The organism is Variovorax brevis (genome assembly GCF_030317105.1).
GTDB lineage: Bacteria > Pseudomonadota > Gammaproteobacteria > Burkholderiales > Burkholderiaceae_C > Variovorax > Variovorax brevis.
Genome location: NZ_JASZYG010000006.1, coordinates 213,587 through 229,969 on the forward strand (window position 1 = coordinate 213,587; position 16,383 = coordinate 229,969).

The following is a 16,383-nucleotide window of genomic DNA, read 5'->3' on the forward strand; positions in this document are numbered from 1 at the left end:
AAATGGCAACTGCAAAGAAAGCGCCGGCTAAGAAAGCCGCTGCGAAAAAGGCTCCGGCAAAGAAGGTCGCTGCGAAGAAGGCTCCGGCCAAGAAGGTAGCAGCCAAGAAGGCGCCGGCCAAGAAGGTCGCTGCCAAGAAGGCTCCGGCCAAGAAGGTAGCGGCGAAGAAGGCTCCGGCGAAGAAGGCCGCAGCGAAGAAGGCTCCCGCCAAAAAGGTAGCGGCCAAGAAGGCGCCTGCCAAGAAGGCAGCAGCCAAGAAGGCCCCTGCGAAGAAGGCTGCGGCCAAGAAGGCGCCGGCGAAAAAGGCAGCGGCCAAGAAGCCCGCTGCCAAGAAAGCTGCGAAAAAGCCTGCTGCCAAAAAGGCCGCGAAAGCGCCCGCTGCTGCAGCCGTCGCCCCTGCCCCTGCGGCACAGACGACGCTGAACCCCCAGGCAGCATGGCCGTTCCCGACGGCCAGCAAGCCCTGAGTCGTTCAACGGCTGAAAAGCAAAAAAGCCCGGCACCGCAAGGTGTCGGGCTTTTTTTTGAGCTCGCGCGCGACTACAGGTCGAGTTCGCCGCGATTCACTTCATAGTTCTGCGGACCGCGCTGCGCGATCTTGAGCGCGCCGATCTTGTTGCCCAGCGCTGCGCACTTCTCAAGCGGCCAGCCTTGCTCGAGGCCATAGAGCAACGCACCGCGCCAGGCGTCGCCGCAACCCGTGGGATCGACGACCGCCTTGGCCTTGACCGCCTGCACGCGCGTCATCTCGCCGCCCACCCACACTTCGCAGCCCTCGGCGCCGAGCGTGACCACGAGGCCACGCACGCGGCGCGAGATCTCCGCGCTGTTCCAGCCGGTGCGCTCGCTGAGCATCTTGCCTTCGTAGTCGTTCACCGTGACCCAGTCAGCCAGCGTCACGAAATGCGCGAGCTCGTCGCCGTCGAACATCGGCAGGCCCTGGCCCGGATCGAACACGAAGGGAATGCCGGACGCCTTGAACTGCTCGGCGTGCTGCAGCATCGCGTCGCGGCCGTCGGGCGCGATGATGCCCAGGCGGATGTCGTCGCGCGGCTGGATCTTCGTGATGTGCGCCTGCTGCATCGCGCCGGGGTGAAAGGCCGTGATCTGGTTGTTGTCGCGGTCCGTCATGATCATGGCTTGCGCGGTGTAGGTGTCGCTCACTTCGCGCACGAACTCGGTGGAGATGCCCAGGCTGCGCATGCGCGCGAGGTAGTCGGCGCCGTCGCTGCCCACGGTCGCCATCGGCAAGGCGCGACCGCCCAGCGCATTGAGGCTGTACGCGATGTTGCCGGCGCAGCCACCGAAGTCCCGCCGCAGCGCGGGCACCAGGAAGGACACATTGAGGATGTGGAGTTGTTCTGGAAGGATCTGGTCCGCGAACCGGCCTTCGAACGTCATGATGGTGTCGAAGGCGAGGGAGCCGCAAATCACTGTTGCCATGAGTTAAGCCCTGGTGTGAGTGGGTGAGGAAAATTGAGCCGGCGCGGTGCGCGTGCTCAAGGATAGAAAGCAATCAGGCGATAGCCGGAAACGGGTGGCAAGGCGGCTGCATCGCCGCCGCCAAGTTCCACCGACAGCGAAGCCGTGCGTTCGGCGCTCGCGCCAAGAACGGGCGGTGCGCCGAACTGCGCCGGCGTCAGCACGCGTCGCACGACCGCACGCTCGTCGGTGTCGAGCAAGCTCAGTTCGATGGCAGGCATGGCCAGCGGCACACGTGCGCCATTGCGCAAGGTGAACAGGAGCCGGTAGCCATCGCCCTCCTTCTCGCGCGTGAACGATGCACCTTCGATGGTGATGGAGCCGATCTGCCGCAAGGCAGAAAGCTCGCAGTTCGTCCAGCGGCACAGTTGCTGAAGCGCGGGCCGCAGTTCCGGTTGGCTCGCAGCGATGGCATCGCGCTCGTGGCGAACGATCTGGAGAAGCAAGGCCACGAAGGCGACGACGCACAAGACCGCCCACGCCACGCGCATTCCGCGGGCACGCCTGGAGGAATCCGCAACGGGCGGGTCCGCGAAAGACACGGGCGCCGAAGGTTCGTCGAGCGCCGGCGTGACGGGTTCGTCTTCGTCTTCAGCCGCCTTCACCAAGCTGTGGGCAGCGCCTTGCACCTCGCGTTCGCGCTCCTTTTTCTCGGCCCGCTCCTTGCGCAAGGCCTTGACCCGCTCGCGCCGCAGCGCCTTTTGCAACTGGGCGTTGACCGCGTCGTCGATGGGCGACGGCACGAGCAGTGGCGGCGGCTCGGGCGAATCCATGTGCGGATCGACACGGGCCGTATTGCTGGGCACTTCGAGCGCGGTCCACTCCGAGATCAGGGGCTCGCCGCTCCACCAGGGCTCTTCATCGTCCTTGGAACGGGCCGGCCGCGCCTTGTCTTGCGTCGACGAAGCTTGGCTGCCCGCGAGCGCATCCTGTGCCGCAGGTGGCGCAACGGTTGGCAGTGGCGAGGGCTTGGGCCCGAGGTCGAGGATGTCCGCTGCAGGCCACGACATGGCCGGCAGCTTCATGCCGGTCGAGAGCGAGGGTGCGGGCTCCGGCGCTGGCAGCGGCGTCTGTTGCGCAGGCTCGGCTTGCGCTGCTTCGCGCGGCGCAGCAGGTGCGGACGAAGACGGCGTCGGGGCGATGGCCATTCCTTCTTCGTCGGCCTCCTGCAAGTCGGCCGTGGCGTCGAAGACCTGGCTGCAGCGCCCGCAGCGAACCCAACCATCGGAAATGCGAAGCTGGTCCCGGACGACCTTGAATGCAGTCGCGCAGGTGGGGCAGCGGGTAACAAGACTCATCTGGCGCAAATTGTAGAGGCGCCTTCCGGTGCCGCGCACGCGTCGGCCGCGTGCGGCAAGGCCGGCGAACTCACTTGCGCGCCGTCATGAGGATCCAGCCGTCCTCGCTGTCGCTGACTTCCAGTTGAACCCAGGGGGCGTACGCGGCCTTCAACTCGTCGGCTTGCCGCTCCAGGATGCCCGCCAGCACCAGCGCGCCGCCTTGGGCGACGTGGTTGCACAGCAAAGGTGCGAGGACCTTGAGCGGCGTAGCGAGGATGTTGGCCAGCACGGTGTCGTATTCGCCGTGGGCGGCCTCTGGAAGGCCGGGCGAGAGCTGCACGTTGTTGGCATCGGCGTTCAGGCGCGTGGACTCCACCGCGGCTTCGTCGATGTCGACCGCGTCGATGCGCGTCGCGCCGTACTTGGCTGCGCCGATCGCGAGGATGCCGGAGCCGCAGCCATAGTCGAGCACGCTCTGGCCCTGGAGGTTGCCGCGCGTTGCGATCCAGCGCAGGCACATGCGCGTCGTGGGATGCGTGCCGGTGCCGAAGGCCAGACCCGGATCGAGCCGGATCACCTGGCGCGCCTGCGCGGGCGGCTCGTGCCACGTGGGCACGATCCAGAAATCAGGCGTGATCTCGACAGGCGCGAACTGCGATTGCGTGAGTCGCACCCAGTCCTGCTCGGGCACGTTGGCCACGCCGAGCAACTGGCAACCCTCGAAGAAGTCCTGCACTTCCAGCACGTCTGCTGCGCCACACGCCTCCGATTCCGTCGGAAACAGCGCGATGACGCGCGAGCGCTCCCAGCCGTCCTTGGGCGGCGGCATGCCCGGCTCGCCAAACAAGGCGTGCTCGGCGTCGGTCTGCGCGTCGGCGTCTTCGACCGAGACGCTCAGGGCGTCGAGCGCATCCAGCGCATCGCTCAGGATCTCGATGCGGTCTTCAGGCGCCAGCAGACGCAGTTCAAACACGGTGGGGCCTTGCTGTTCAGCGGTTGTGGGCCGCCAGCCACTCTTCCAGGTAGTGGATGTTGGTGCCGCCGCTCATGAACTTGGCATCGACCATCAACTCGCGATGCAGCGGGATGTTGGTCTGGATGCCTTCGATCACGGTCTCGTTGAGGGCCGTGCGCATGCGCGCCAACGCCTCTTCGCGCGTGTCGCCGTGAACGATGATCTTGCCGATCATCGAGTCGTAGTTCGGCGGCACGAAATAGTTGGTGTAGACGTGCGAGTCGACCCGAACGCCCGGACCACCCGGCGGATGCCACATGGTGATGCGGCCCGGCGACGGGGTGAACTTGTACGGGTCTTCCGCGTTGATGCGGCACTCGATCGAATGGCCACGCATCTGGATCTGGCGCTGCGTGAACGGGAGCTTCTCGCCCGCCGCCACCATGATCTGCGTCTTGACGATGTCGATGCCGGTGGTGAACTCGGTGACCGGGTGCTCCACCTGCACGCGCGTGTTCATTTCGATGAAATAGAACTCGCCGTCTTCATAAAGGAACTCGAAGGTACCGGCGCCGCGGTAGCCGATCTTCTTGCAGGCGGCTGCACAGCGCTCGCCGATCTTGTCGATCAGCTTGCGAGGAATGCCCGGCGCCGGCGATTCCTCGATGACCTTCTGGTGGCGCCGCTGCATGGAGCAGTCGCGCTCGCCCAGGTAGACCGCGTTCTTGAACTTGTCGGCCAGGATCTGGATTTCGACGTGGCGCGGGTTCTGGAGGAACTTCTCCATGTACACCGCGGCGTTGTTGAACGCAGCGCCGGCCTCGGCCTTGGTCATCTGGATGGCATTGACCAGCGCAGCCTCGGTGTGCACCACGCGCATGCCGCGTCCGCCACCGCCGCCCGCGGCCTTGATGATGACGGGGTAGCCAATGGCGCGCGCGATGCGCTTGTTGACCGCCGCGTCGTCCGACAGTTCGCCTTCGGAGCCGGGCACGCAAGGCACGCCGGCTTTGATCATGGCCTGCTTGGCCGAGACCTTGTCGCCCATGATCCGGATGGATTCGGGCGTGGGGCCGATGAACTGGAAGCCGCTTTGCTCGACACGCTCGGCAAAGTTGGCGTTCTCGCTCAGGAAGCCGTAGCCGGGGTGGATCGCCTCGGAATCGGTCACTTCGGCCGCCGAAATGATGGCCGGCATGTTCAGGTAACTTTGACCCGAGGGGGCGGGGCCGATGCAAACGGCCTCCTGGGCCAGCTTGACGTACTTGGCTTCGCGGTCGGCTTCCGAATACACCATGACCGCCTTGATGCCCAGCTCGCTGCAAGCGCGCTGGATTCTCAGGGCGATTTCGCCGCGGTTGGCGACAAGGATCTTTTTAAACATGGCGTCCTCCGCGGCTCATCGCCCGCGTGCTGGCGCACGCCAGTGCAATTTGCCGGGCTTCGCCCGTCCGCGCCGGGGCGCGAACTCCCCGATTCGCGACAAGGATCTTCTTGAACATGCTTACTCGATGACGAACAGCGGCTGGCCGTATTCGACCGCTTGACCGTTTTCGCCGAGGATCTGCGTGACGGTGCCCGACTTGTCGGCTTCGATCTCGTTGAGGATCTTCATGGCCTCGATGATGCAGATCGTGTCGCCTTCCTTGACCTGCGCGCCGATTTCAACGAACGGTGCCGCGCCGGGGCTGGACGAACGGTAGAAGGTGCCTACCATCGGGGACTTGACGATGTGGCCGGCGGGGGCGGCTGGTGCCGCGGCCGGTGCCGCCGCGGCGGGCGCTGCTGCCGCAGGCGCTGCGGCCGGCGCAGCCAGCGTTTGCACGTACTGAACGGGGGCCGCTGCACCGCCACCCTTCACGATGCGAACTTTGCCTTCGGCCTCAGTGATTTCCAGTTCGGAAATATTGGATTCAGACACCAGGTCGATGAGTGTCTTGAGTTTGCGCAGATCCATGGGACTCCATCGCCGGCTTGACGCCGATCATTATTTAACTCGCCTGAAAATCGGCTTATTTCGGCGTACGCACGCCAAATGCCTGACTGGTGGAGTCGGATTCTAACCGTGAAAAAGCTCACGCCGCCACGTGTCCAGGTCGCTCTGCTCCAGCTTCCCCATTTTACGGGCCGTAATCTTGCCGTCCGCGCTGACGACCAATGTGAATGGAAGTCCGCCGCCGGTATTTCCCAACTCGCGCAGCAGTTCCGTGCCTTCAAGCCCCGCCAATCCGATGGGATACGAAACGGGCGTGCGCTGCAGGAACTTGCGCACCGAACTGGGCTGATCGATGGCAAGACCCACGATTTGAACGCCGTTGCCGCCACTTTCCTTGAAGAAGCGGTCAATCATGGGCATTTCTTCAACGCAGGGGGCGCACCACGTCGCCCAGAAGTTGATCAGCAACGGCTTCATGCGCAGCGATGCCAGGGCGATTTCACCGCCCTCGGGCCGCTCGAACTTCTTGTCCCAGAAATCGCTCGCCACGGAATCCTTGCCGCCCGCGGCCTCACCCTTGCGGCTCCACCAGGCACCGCCGGCACCCGCCGCAGCCGCCAGCACCGCAACGGCGCCGAACAGCCAGTTTCGGCGACTTGACGGCGAATTCACGAATTTTCCTTTTCGATCAGCCGGCGCAGCGCTGCCAGATTTCCGCGCGGGACGCGGCCTTGTGCGTCCGGCTTGAGGGCGCCGCGCAGGTCGTCCAGGTCGTACACCAGCAGGTGCACGCCGATTTCCTCGCCCAGTGCACGGCTGGCAACGTGCATGCTCAGGGCTTCCACCTGCTCGCCATGAAAGCCCGTGACCATGCGCGGTTCGTAGTCCACGTGGTGATCGATGAGGGCAATTTCCGCCGATTTGGAGTCGTCGCAGAACAACTGGATGTAGATATCCGACAGGCGCGTGGCCGTGCCGTGCCATACCGCGCCGCCAATGTGGGGCCGGAAGGCCGCCATGTGCTCCATCCACTCCAGCGCCAGCACGCGAAGCGCGTGGAGCTCCTGCGGTTGCGAGTCGGCGCAATACAACGCAATGTAGTCACGCACTTCCACCTCGACCTCGTCGTTGTTGGGCAGGGCGGTACGGCTCGAGAGGCCCAGGTCGCGCAGCGCGCGCCGCTTGGCCGGGCCGTATTCCAGCCCCTCCTCAACGATGAGGCGTGCAGCGCATGCGGCGATTTCCCGCTTTGAGGAATTGTCCATCGGGCCATTTTGCCCGTGACGCATCAATCACAGAAGGCCGCGTGCTTTGCGCGGGCCCGTCGCCCATGCCAACGCTCGCGTGGCGAGGCCCTGGTTGGTGACCAAACCCAGCAGAACGCCGGCTGTTCCCAGCCATTGCGCGGGCGTTGGCTTTTCGCCGAAGCAAATGGCCGCCGCCGCGAGCCCGACCACCGGCACCAGCAGGGAAAAGGGAACGATGCGCCCCGCCGGATGCCGCTGCAAGAGCCGCGTCCACAGGGTGTACGCGAGCAGCGTGGCGAACCAGGCGAGGAAGAGCACGGCCAGCACTGCCCGCCCATCGAGACTTGCCAGCTGGTGAAGCACGCTGGACGGTCCGTCCATGGCCAGCGCCAGCGAGGCAAAGGGCAACACCGGAAAGATGCTGCTCCACACGATGAAGGCGAACGGGTCGTAGCCCGGCGCAGCGCGCACCGCAAAGCGCACCACCACGTTGGAGCTTGCCCACATGAACGCGGCCGACAAGGTCAGGATGAAGCCGATCAGCGTCATCTGCCCCGGGCCGTCCCCGTGCGCCATGGCGATCACCAGCAAGCCAGCGAGCGCAACGGTGAGGCCCAGCCACTGGTTGCGGCCCGCCTTTTCGCCCAGCAACGGACCGGCCAGCAGCAAGGTGAAGAAGGCTTGGGTCTGCATCACGACCGAGGCCATGCCTGCCGTCATGCCCAATTGCAAGCCGAGGAACAGGAGCCCGAACTGCCCGAGCCCCTGCGCCAGGCCGTAGCCGGCCAGGAAGCGCCAGGGCAATGCTGGGCGCGAGACGAACAGCAGCAATGGAAAGGCCGCGGCGGCAAAACGCAACGCGCCGAGCAGCATCGGGCCCAGCGTGTGCAGCCCCACCTTCATGGCGACGAAATTCAAACCCCAGATCAACACCACGCCCATCGCGCGGAATGCGTCGCCGCGGCTCAGGCCGCCTGTAGCGCTCACTGGGAAGCCTCCGCGCTACGCGCTGCGGCGCGATCGCCTTCGGGCGGCCGGGCGGCGATCATGAAGCGATCTGGCCCATGCGCAGGCTGTGCGCCTTGCGTGCCGCCTTGAAAGCCAGGAACGCCTCGAGGCTGGACTTGCGGGGCACGTAGCCGAATTCCGTCTTGAGTCGGTAGTTCGACAGCACCGGCCGGTAGCGCAGGAAGTCGAGCTGTTCCGGTCCGTAGCGGCTGACGCGAAGGCGCGAGCCCACTTTCAGCGCCAGTCGCAAGACGGGTGCAGGAATGGAGAGCATGGGCTTGCGCAACAGCGCTGCAATCTGCGGCAGCGTGAGCGCGCCGTCGCCGGCCACGTTGAAGCAGCCCGCGCGCCCGCTGGTGATCGCATGCACGATGCAGCCGGTGACGTCTTCGTCCCAGATGAACACGAAGGGGCTGTCGCTGCCGCGAATGGCCAGGATGCGCGGCTTGTCGAACAGCGCGGTGATCTGGTTGTTCACGTGCTCGCCGAGGATGGTGCCGATGCGCAGCACCGTCTGGCGCAGCGCCGGGTGCTTCGTGCGGAAGTCCGCCAGCATTTCCTCGACCAGGCGCTTGTGATGCGAATAGGCAAAGGCCTCATTGCCGCGCAGCGCCTGGCTCTCGTCGATCCACGCGGGGTTGTCGACGTGATAGCCATAGGCCGCGCCACTGGAGGACACGACGATGTGATGAACGCCCGTGGCCACGCAGGCCTCGAGCACGTTCTTCGTGCCCAGCACGTCGACCGAATACTCGAACTCGCGCGTGCTGCCCGCACCGGGCGTGACGATCGAGGCCAGGTGCACCACCGCGTCGATGCGGTGCTGCGCCATCACCTCGCGCACGTCGGGCGCGCGCACGTCACCCACGGCATAAACAACGCCGGGAACGCGGCGCACCGCGGGAACCTCACGCACATCGAGCGCGACGACGGAATCGATATCGGGCAAGCGCGCCAGTGCGGAAACGACCGTGCGTCCAAGAAAACCATCGGCACCCGTGATCAACACGCGCCGGGCCAAAACAGGCAAAGAGAAATCCATTGAAACTCAGGCCGAACGAGCGGCAGACGAAGATGAAGAAGGTGTGAGCGGACGACGCGCCCACCACGCAGCGAGCCCGAGGCCCGCGATGATGTCCCAGAAGCCCCAGACGCCGGCCACCACGGCCATGCCACCCAGTCCTCCGAAGAAGCTGAAAATCAGGACGAGTCCCAGGCCCGCATTGCGAATGCCGACCTCGAAGCTGACGGCCCTGCGGTCGTACTCCGCCAGGCCCGTCACCGTGGCACAGGCGTAGCCGGTGGCAAAGGCCAGTGCGTCATGCAGGATCACGGCCAGCAGCACCAGCGTCACGTAGTCGAGAAAGTAGCGCCAGTTGCCCGCCACCGCGCCCACGATGAAGCCGACCAGGCACAGGAAGCTCAGGATGCGCACCGGCTTGGTCACGCGTTTGGTCAGCGCCGGCCAGTAGTGCGCCACCGCCAGGCCCAGCACGAAGGGCACGCCGATGATCGCGATGATGTGCATGACCATCTCCGAAGGGTCGAGCGCAATCGTCTTGAGCAAGGCCGACGCCGTCGGATGAATGCCGCCCCAGAACGCGAAGTTCAGCGGCATCACGAAGATCGAGATCAGGTTCGAAATCGCCGTCATCGACACCGACAGCGCCACGTTGCCCCCTGCCCGGTGCGTCAGGATGTTCGACACGTTGCCCGGTGGGCAGCACGCCACGAGGATCATGCCCAGCGCAATGCTGGGCGCCGGCTTGAGCAGCAGCGTGAGGCAGAACGTGACCGCAGGCAGCACCAGGAACTGCGCTGCAATGCCCGCCGCCATGGCCACCGTCATGGTGCCAAGCCGCTTGAAATCCGCCACGCGCGTGTCCAGCGCAATGCCGAACATCAGAAAGCCCAGCACGGCATTGAGCGCAACCAGCGAAGCCGGATTGAAGTTGAGGCGCACCTCGTCGACGGGCAACATGGGTTTTTCTTTCTTGTGATGGGATGGGTTGCGGCTTCAGGCCAGCGCTGCCGAAGCCTGGCGCACCGCCCGACGGTACGCGTCCTTGTTGACGTAGTACGACATGCGCTCGAGCTTGAGGTAGGTGTAGCCGCCCGAGAGGTCAGGCGTCGGACCCGCCTTGGCCGCCTTCAGCGCAGCGGCTTGGGGCTTGCCTTCGGCCTGGGCCTTGAAGTAGCGCGCCACCAGTTCGGCCTGCTCATAGCGGCCCTGCCAGCCGATGCCGCTCGCCTCGATCATGCCGAGCACCGCGAGGTTGTCGAAACCCGGCGCGAAGATGTTCAGGTAGAGCTTGGGCGCCATGCCCTCCCAATTCAACCACGTGCGGTCGATGAAAGGGTAGTGCAGCTTGTAGCCCGTCGCGCACAGGATCAGGTCGTAGTCGCGCGCGCTGCCGTCCTTGAAATGCACCGTGTCGCCATCAAGCCGCGCCACGTCCCCGCGCACGTTGATGTCGCCGTGGCCGATGTGGTGCAGGATGAGCGAGTTGACCACCGGGTGCGACTCGTACATGCGGTAGTCCGGCTTCGGGAAACCAAAGCGCACCGGGTCGCCGGTGAACCACTGCAGCACCTTGGCATCGAAGCGCTGCTTGATCCACGCCGGCAGCGGCCGCTTGCCGCCGAGCGTGTCGGCCGGCTTGCCGAAGATGTACTTGGGCACGAAGTAGTAGCCGCGACGCACCGAGATGTCGACGCTCTTGCCGTAATGCACGGCGTCCACCGCAATGTCGCAGCCGCTGTTGCCGGCGCCGACGATCAGCACGCGCTTGTCCTGGAAAAGACTCGCATGCTTGTACGCGGAGGTGTGCATCACATCGCCGTTGAAGTAGCCCTCGAAGCGCGGCATGCTGGGTTCCGACAGGGTGCCGTTGGCAATGATCACGCCCTTGTAGTCCGCGCTTTCCACGCGGCCGTCGCCCACGTCGATGCTCACGCGCCACAGCGTCGACGCGCCTTCGGTCACCGGCTCCACGCGCACCACGCGAACGCCGAAGCGGAAGTGCCGGCGCAGGTCGAAGTGGTCGGCGAAGTCGCTGAAATAGCGGCACAGCTCGGTGTGGCTGGGGTAGTCGGCCACGCTGTCGGGCATCGGGTATTCGGCGAACTCCGTGGTGCGCTTGGACGAGATCAGGTGCGCCGACTGGTACACCGTGCTGCGCGGGTTGCCGATGTTCCACAGGCCGCCGACGTCGTCGTAGGCCTCGAATCCCTGGAATGGAATGCCGAACTTCTGGAGGTTGCGCGCACCCGCCAGGCCCGAGGGGCCGGCGCCGATCAACGCGATTTGCTGGTGCGTAGGCACAGGAACAGACACAGGGGTAGTCACGAGAAACGAACTCCGGGGGGAAGACAACGAACTGCGCGCGTTCAGCGCGCAGTCGACTCAGTTTGTGAGGCGGCGCGCGGAGCGCCATGAGTGCTTGGCGTGGCAAGGCCAGGAAGACCGGGAATGGGCGTTGCGCCCGCTTCCCCGGGCCGCGGTTTGCGCGGCTGACGCAACAGCAATGCGTCATGCCAGCGCTCGGGCAACAGATCGAGCGCAGATGAAAGCCAGCCGATTTTTCGTGGAAGCACCAGTTGCTCGCGCCCTTCGGCCAGCGCACGAAGAATGGCTGCCGCTGCCTGTTCCGGCTCCATCAGGCCGGGCATGGCGAAATGGTTGCCAGCCGTCAGGGCCGTGCGCAGGTAGCCGGGGCTTACCGTGCACACGCTCAGGCCGGTGGGACGCAGTTCGGCGCGCAGGCTCTGCAGGTAGCGGATCAACCCGCCCTTGCTGGCGCAATAAGCGCCGTTGCCCGGCATGCCGCGTCGGCCAGCAATGCTGGCGATGCCTGCCAGCACGCCATGGCCCCGCGCACGCATCGGCTTCAGGAAGGGTTGGAAGGTGGTGGCGACGCCGAGCAGGTTGATTTCGAGCATGCGCCGGAACACCGCCAGGTCGGACGCCTCGGCCGTGTCGAAGCCGCCGGCAACGCCAGCGTTGGCGATCACGGCATCGGGCACGCCGAAGGCTGCCATCCAGTCCGCCGCCATGGCCTGCATGGCCGCGGCATCACTCACGTCGGGCGTGTAGACGGCGCAGCGCGTGGGCGCCGTGGCAGCCAGTTTTTCCAGTGCGGTGCGGTCGAGGCCGACGAGCGCAACTTTGGCCCCGCGCGACAGCGCCGCCGACGCCATGGCACGGCCCAAGCCGCCACATGCGCCTGTAATAACGAGGTTGTCGAGTGTCAAATGCATCAAAATGTGTACCGCTAACCACCGATTTTAACAATTTTGAGAGACAATCTCGGAATATTTATTAGTTTTGTTCCGGATTTCGAGATAGACAATGGATTTTCCCGAATCAGCCAGCATTGATGAAGTCGAAACGGCCGCCACGCCCGGTCTTCGCTTACTGAATTTGCTCGAATTGGTTGCCTCTTCCGGCGAACCGCAAACCCTCGCGGAAGTCGTTCGAAGCAGCGGCCAACCCAAGCCATCGGTGCACCGGATGCTCCAGCAGCTGGAGGTCGGAGGCTTGCTGGCCCGCGGCGTCGATGCGCGGCGCTATGCCATCACCCCGCGCCTCATTCGTTTCGCCGAAACGGTTCTGCGTGGCAGTTCCGCAACAGGTGTGCGTCATTCAGTGCTTCGCCAGCTTGTTTCCGATGTGGGCGAAACCTGCAACCTGACGGCCCTGTCGGGTGCTGAAGTGATCTACGTGGACCGCGTCGAAACTGCGTTCCCGCTGCGTCTTGAGTTGCGGCCGGGCTCGCGAGTTCCCCTGCACTGCTCGGCCAGCGGCAAATTGTTCCTGGCCAACCTGCCGCGCGCCCAGCGCGAGCGGCTGCTCGACGGCCTGTCGTATGAGCGATTCACCGCCCACACGCTCGATAACCGCGAAGCGCTGGAAGTCGAACTCGAACGCATCCGCGAAGAAGGCCACTCGGTCGACGCGGAGGAATTCATCGACGGACTGGTGTGCGTCGCCGTGCCGGTGCGTGACGAACCGGCAGGCCCCGTACGCTGCGCCGTTGCACTGCAGGCGCCGGCCGTGCGCATGCCGCTGCCCAGCGCACTGCTGCAACTGGACAAGCTGCGCAATGCAGCACAGGGAATCGCACGGGCGACTCGCTGAGGCCGGGGGCCTGAAGGCCGACTTTTAGAATCGGCCGATGCACATTCATATTCTCGGCATTTGCGGGACCTTCATGGGCGGCCTGGCCGCACTGGCCCGCGAAGCCGGCCACCGCGTCACCGGTTGCGACGCGGGCGTCTACCCTCCCATGAGCGACCAGCTTCGCGCCTTGGGCATCGACCTCATCGAAGGCTTCGGCGCCGACCAGATGGCGCTCAAGCCCGACGTGTACGTCATCGGCAATGTCGTCTCGCGCGCGCGCCTGGACGACGGAAGCCCCAAGTTTCCGCTCATGGAAGCCATCCTCGACGCCGGCGCCGCGTACACCAGCGGTCCGCAATGGCTGGCGGAGCATGTGTTGCAAGGGCGCCATGTTCTGGCCGTGGCCGGCACCCATGGCAAGACGACCACGACGTCGATGCTGGCATGGATCCTTGAGAAGGCCGGCCGTGCGCCGGGATTTCTGGTGGGTGGCGTGCCGCTGGATTTCGGTGTGTCAGCGCGGCTCGGAAGCGGCGCCTGCTCGAGCGCAGTGCCGGGCCGCCCCAAGCAAGCGAGCGCCCCCTCGGGGGGCAGCGAAGGACACGAAGTGCCGAGCGTGGGGGCACCATTCGTCATTGAGGCAGATGAGTACGACACGGCCTTCTTCGACAAGCGCAGCAAGTTCGTCCACTACCGTCCGCGCACTGCGATCCTGAACAACCTCGAATTCGACCACGCCGACATCTTTGACGACCTTGCAGCCATCGAGCGCCAGTTCCATCACCTGGTGCGCACGGTGCCAAGCTCGGGGCGCGTCGTCGTCAACGCGAAGGAAGAAAGCCTTCGTCGCGTGCTCGCGCAGGGTTGCTGGAGCGAAGTGGCCGGATTCGGCGGCAGCGGCGAATGGCAGGCGGAAGGCGCGCACGACGCATTCGACGTGATGCATGCCGGCCGCCTCGTGGGCCGCGTCGAATGGGCCTTGTCCGGCGAGCACAACCAGATGAACGCGTTGGCCGCCATCGCAGCGGCGCAGCACATCGGCGTCGATCCGGCCGAGGCGGCTGGCGCGCTGGGCACCTTCCGCAATGTTCGCCGACGCATGGAACTGCGCGGCACGGTGGAACGAGCCGGCGGCGCCATCAGCGTGTACGACGACTTTGCGCACCACCCGACGGCGATTCGCACCACGCTCGACGGCCTTCGCCGCAAGCTGGACAACGAACATCGCAAGGCCGAGCGCATCGTTGCCGTGTTCGAGCCGCGCAGCAATACGATGAAGCTCGGCGCCATGGCGGCCCAATTGCCGTGGAGCCTGGAAGCGGCCGACCTGGCCTTCTGCCACACGGCGGGGCTGGGCTGGGACGCGGCGGCTGCACTCGCGCCGATGGGTGCGCGCGCTCACGTCGCGGACGGCATCGATGCGCTCGTGCGTCAGGTCATCGAGGCCGTGCGACCCGGCGACCACGTCGTGTGCATGAGCAACGGCGGCTTTGGCGGCGTGCACCAGAAGCTGCTCGACGCGCTGGCCGCCAAAGTCTAAAGTGGGCGTCCATGCAGGCGCGCGAACTCATTGACACCCTGCGGCTCGAGCCGCATCCGGAAGGCGGCTGGTACCGCGAAGTGTTTCGCTCCAGCTCAAGCGTCGCGCCCGTCGATGGCCGGCCGGCGCGCGACGCGCTCACCACCATCTACTTCCTGCTCGAAGCCAACCAGTTCTCGCGCTGGCACCGGGTGCTGTCGGACGAAGTGTGGGTTCATGTTTCGGGCGCGCCCTTGGCGCTGTACGTCTGCGATGCCGCATTGCGCACGGCGCCGGGCCTCTTCAAGATCGGGCCGGTGGATGTGCACGGCACGCATCCGCAGCATGTCGTGCCGGCCGGCCAGTGGCAGGCGGCGCGGCCGATCACTGCGCGTTCCGCCGACGACTACACGCTGGTGACCTGCACCGTCGGCCCCGGCTTCGACTTCAGCGACTTCTCGATGATGGCGCCCGACAGCGACGAAGCACGGTCGATGCGTCACCACTGGCCGGATCTGGCGGCGTTGATCTGAAAGTTGGGTTCAGCCTCGGCGTGCCCTGACGGCGCGCGACAGGGTATCGAGCATCTGCACCGAATCATCCCAGCCGATGCACGCGTCGGTGATGCTCTTGCCGTACTCCAGGTCCGCGACCTTGTTCTTGCCCGGCGTGAACTTCTGTGCGCCGGCGACCAGGTGGCTTTCGACCATGACGCCGAACACGCTCTTCGACCCTGCGGCGATCTGGCTGGCGATGTCCGTCGCCACTTCCATCTGCTTCTGGTGCTGCTTCGAACTGTTGGCGTGGCTGCAATCCACCATCAGCGTGGGCGGCAGCTTCGCCGCCGTGAGGTCCGCGCAGGCCTGCGCCACGCTGGTCGCATCGTAGTTGGGCGCCTTGCCGCCGCGCAGGATGACGTGGCAATCGGAGTTGCCGTTGGTCTGCACGATCGCCACTTGGCCGTTCTTGTGCACCGACAGGAAATGGTGCCCGCGCGCCGCCGCCTGGATCGCATCGGTGGCGATGCGGATGTTGCCGTCGGTGCCGTTCTTGAAGCCTATCGGCGCGGAAAGACCGGACGCCAGTTCGCGGTGCACCTGGCTCTCGGTCGTGCGCGCACCGATGGCGCCCCACGCGATCAGGTCGCCGATGTATTGCGGGGAAATCACGTCGAGGAACTCGCTGCCGGCCGGCAGGCCGATGCGGTTGATGTCGATGAGCAGCTGGCGCGCCATGCGCAGGCCTTCGTCGATGCGATAGCTCTCGTCGAGGTACGGGTCGTTGATGAGGCCCTTCCAGCCCACCGTCGTGCGCGGCTTCTCGAAATAGACGCGCATCACGATTTCCAGCGTGTCGGCGTACTTGTCGCGCTCGACCTTCAGGCGGCGGGCGTAGTCCAGCGCCGCAGCCGGGTCGTGGATCGAGCACGGGCCCATGACCACGAGCAGGCGATCGTCCTTGCCCGTCATGATCTTGTGGATCGATTTGCGCGTGTGGGTGATGAGCGACTCCACCGGCGTCCCGCGGATCGGGAAGAAGCGGATCAGATGTTCCGGAGGGGGCAGCACGTTGATGTCCTTGATGCGTTCGTCGTCGGTCTTGCTGGTCTTTTCGACTTGCGCATACCAGGCGTCGCTGGCGGAGGCGGTGTTGTGGCTCATCGGATCGTTCCTTCTTCGGTGTCGTCTTGCTTGAAATGAATGGGGCAAAAAAAAACCGCCGGGGCTTTTGGCACCGGCGGTTTTGGGAGGTTCTTTTGTCTGCTTGCTTTACGCGCGCGCCTCTCGTCCGCCGGATACCGGGAACCAAAAGTACGAAAAGAAAAAGGCACGAA

Annotated in this window: 17 protein-coding genes; 4 read left to right on the plus strand and 13 right to left on the minus strand. The window is 65.3% G+C overall.

Translation table 11 applies throughout. The features are described from left to right. The first annotated feature begins 2 nt into the window (after nt 1-2). Complete coding sequence (locus QTI66_RS20520) at nt 3-467, plus strand: histone H1-like DNA-binding protein (RefSeq protein WP_286561984.1); 465 nt, start codon at nt 3-5, stop codon at nt 465-467. 73 nt (nt 468-540) lie between these two features. Here the strand turns inward: QTI66_RS20520 and QTI66_RS20525 are convergent, their stop codons facing one another. From QTI66_RS20525 to QTI66_RS20580, 12 genes are all read right to left on the minus strand, one after another. After that, complete coding sequence (locus QTI66_RS20525) at nt 541-1,443, minus strand: carbohydrate kinase family protein (protein ID WP_286561705.1); 903 nt, start codon at nt 1,441-1,443, stop codon at nt 541-543. Nucleotides 1,444-1,499: 56 nt separating this feature from the next. After that, nucleotides 1,500-2,780, minus strand: a complete 1,281-nt coding sequence (locus QTI66_RS20530; protein WP_286561706.1) for a zinc-ribbon and DUF3426 domain-containing protein — start codon at nt 2,778-2,780, stop codon at nt 1,500-1,502. 70 nt (nt 2,781-2,850) lie between these two features. Further along, complete coding sequence (gene prmA, locus QTI66_RS20535; RefSeq protein WP_286561707.1) at nt 2,851-3,735, minus strand: 50S ribosomal protein L11 methyltransferase; 885 nt, start codon at nt 3,733-3,735, stop codon at nt 2,851-2,853. Between the two features lie 16 nt (nt 3,736-3,751). Then, nucleotides 3,752-5,101 (minus strand): acetyl-CoA carboxylase biotin carboxylase subunit, encoded by a 1,350-nt coding sequence (gene accC, locus QTI66_RS20540; protein ID WP_286561708.1) that lies wholly within the window; start codon nt 5,099-5,101, stop codon nt 3,752-3,754. A 120-nt stretch (nt 5,102-5,221) separates the two neighbouring features. Beyond that, nucleotides 5,222-5,674: an acetyl-CoA carboxylase biotin carboxyl carrier protein gene (gene accB, locus QTI66_RS20545; protein WP_286561709.1), complete on the minus strand. Its 453-nt coding sequence runs from the start codon at nt 5,672-5,674 to the stop codon at nt 5,222-5,224. A 102-nt stretch (nt 5,675-5,776) separates the two neighbouring features. Next, nucleotides 5,777-6,325, minus strand: coding sequence for a TlpA family protein disulfide reductase (locus tag QTI66_RS20550; protein ID WP_286561710.1), 549 nt, complete (start codon nt 6,323-6,325; stop codon nt 5,777-5,779). Next, complete coding sequence (locus QTI66_RS20555) at nt 6,322-6,918, minus strand: hypothetical protein (protein ID WP_286561711.1); 597 nt, start codon at nt 6,916-6,918, stop codon at nt 6,322-6,324. Before QTI66_RS20555 ends, QTI66_RS20550 begins: the two co-directional genes overlap by 4 nt. Nucleotides 6,919-6,945: 27 nt before the next feature. Further along, on the minus strand, nt 6,946-7,842 hold the full coding sequence (locus tag QTI66_RS20560) for an EamA family transporter (RefSeq protein WP_286561985.1): 897 nt from the start codon (nt 7,840-7,842) through the stop codon (nt 6,946-6,948). 103 nt (nt 7,843-7,945) lie between these two features. Beyond that, a complete protein-coding gene (locus QTI66_RS20565) occupies nt 7,946-8,950 on the minus strand; it encodes an SDR family oxidoreductase (protein WP_286561712.1) in 1,005 nt (334 codons plus the stop codon). Nucleotides 8,951-8,956: 6 nt separating this feature from the next. Then, the gene (locus QTI66_RS20570) at nt 8,957-9,889 is read right to left on the minus strand and encodes a bile acid:sodium symporter family protein (protein ID WP_286561713.1); all 933 of its coding nucleotides are present in this window, start codon (nt 9,887-9,889) and stop codon (nt 8,957-8,959) included. 36 nt (nt 9,890-9,925) lie between these two features. Continuing rightward, entirely contained in the window at nt 9,926-11,257 is a 1,332-nt protein-coding gene (locus QTI66_RS20575; protein ID WP_286561714.1) for a flavin-containing monooxygenase, read from the minus strand. Nucleotides 11,258-11,298: 41 nt separating this feature from the next. After that, nucleotides 11,299-12,168 carry an SDR family oxidoreductase gene (locus QTI66_RS20580; RefSeq protein ID WP_286561715.1) on the minus strand — a complete coding sequence of 290 codons (870 nt, stop codon included), beginning with the start codon at nt 12,166-12,168 and terminating at the stop codon, nt 11,299-11,301. 91 nt (nt 12,169-12,259) lie between these two features. Here QTI66_RS20580 and QTI66_RS20585 point away from each other — a divergent pair, with 91 nt between their 5' ends. The 3 genes from QTI66_RS20585 to QTI66_RS20595 are packed head-to-tail and all read left to right on the plus strand — an operon-like array spanning nt 12,260 to nt 15,082. Continuing rightward, nucleotides 12,260-13,048, plus strand: a complete 789-nt coding sequence (locus QTI66_RS20585) for an IclR family transcriptional regulator (RefSeq protein ID WP_286561716.1) — start codon at nt 12,260-12,262, stop codon at nt 13,046-13,048. Between the two features lie 37 nt (nt 13,049-13,085). Continuing rightward, nucleotides 13,086-14,570, plus strand: coding sequence for a UDP-N-acetylmuramate:L-alanyl-gamma-D-glutamyl-meso-diaminopimelate ligase (gene mpl / locus QTI66_RS20590; protein WP_286561717.1), 1,485 nt, complete (start codon nt 13,086-13,088; stop codon nt 14,568-14,570). Nucleotides 14,571-14,581: 11 nt separating this feature from the next. Next, nucleotides 14,582-15,082, plus strand: a complete 501-nt coding sequence (locus QTI66_RS20595) for a cupin domain-containing protein (protein ID WP_286561718.1) — start codon at nt 14,582-14,584, stop codon at nt 15,080-15,082. 9 nt (nt 15,083-15,091) lie between these two features. On the opposite strand, the gene QTI66_RS20600 is transcribed toward QTI66_RS20595, so the two are convergent. Beyond that, the gene (locus QTI66_RS20600; RefSeq protein WP_286561719.1) at nt 15,092-16,210 is read right to left on the minus strand and encodes a 3-deoxy-7-phosphoheptulonate synthase; all 1,119 of its coding nucleotides are present in this window, start codon (nt 16,208-16,210) and stop codon (nt 15,092-15,094) included. Between the last annotated feature and the right edge of the window lie 173 nt (nt 16,211-16,383).

Excerpts from the sequence above, each read along its gene's own strand:
- QTI66_RS20520 (WP_286561984.1), top strand. The coding sequence starts at position 3 with ATGGCAACTGCAAAGAAAGCGCCGGCTAAGAAAGCCGCTGCGAAAAAG.
- QTI66_RS20525 (WP_286561705.1), bottom strand. The coding sequence starts at position 1,443 with ATGGCAACAGTGATTTGCGGCTCCCTCGCCTTCGACACCATCATGACG.
- QTI66_RS20530 (WP_286561706.1), bottom strand. The coding sequence starts at position 2,780 with ATGAGTCTTGTTACCCGCTGCCCCACCTGCGCGACTGCATTCAAGGTC.
- accC (WP_286561708.1), bottom strand. The coding sequence starts at position 5,101 with ATGTTTAAAAAGATCCTTGTCGCCAACCGCGGCGAAATCGCCCTGAGA.
- accB (WP_286561709.1), bottom strand. The coding sequence starts at position 5,674 with ATGGATCTGCGCAAACTCAAGACACTCATCGACCTGGTGTCTGAATCC.
- QTI66_RS20555 (WP_286561711.1), bottom strand. The coding sequence starts at position 6,918 with ATGGACAATTCCTCAAAGCGGGAAATCGCCGCATGCGCTGCACGCCTC.
- QTI66_RS20560 (WP_286561985.1), bottom strand. The coding sequence starts at position 7,842 with ATGGGCGTGGTGTTGATCTGGGGTTTGAATTTCGTCGCCATGAAGGTG.
- QTI66_RS20565 (WP_286561712.1), bottom strand. The coding sequence starts at position 8,950 with ATGGATTTCTCTTTGCCTGTTTTGGCCCGGCGCGTGTTGATCACGGGT.
- QTI66_RS20570 (WP_286561713.1), bottom strand. The coding sequence starts at position 9,889 with ATGTTGCCCGTCGACGAGGTGCGCCTCAACTTCAATCCGGCTTCGCTG.
- QTI66_RS20580 (WP_286561715.1), bottom strand. The coding sequence starts at position 12,168 with ATGCATTTGACACTCGACAACCTCGTTATTACAGGCGCATGTGGCGGC.
- QTI66_RS20585 (WP_286561716.1), top strand. The coding sequence starts at position 12,260 with ATGGATTTTCCCGAATCAGCCAGCATTGATGAAGTCGAAACGGCCGCC.
- mpl (WP_286561717.1), top strand. The coding sequence starts at position 13,086 with ATGCACATTCATATTCTCGGCATTTGCGGGACCTTCATGGGCGGCCTG.
- QTI66_RS20595 (WP_286561718.1), top strand. The coding sequence starts at position 14,582 with ATGCAGGCGCGCGAACTCATTGACACCCTGCGGCTCGAGCCGCATCCG.
- QTI66_RS20600 (WP_286561719.1), bottom strand. The coding sequence starts at position 16,210 with ATGAGCCACAACACCGCCTCCGCCAGCGACGCCTGGTATGCGCAAGTC.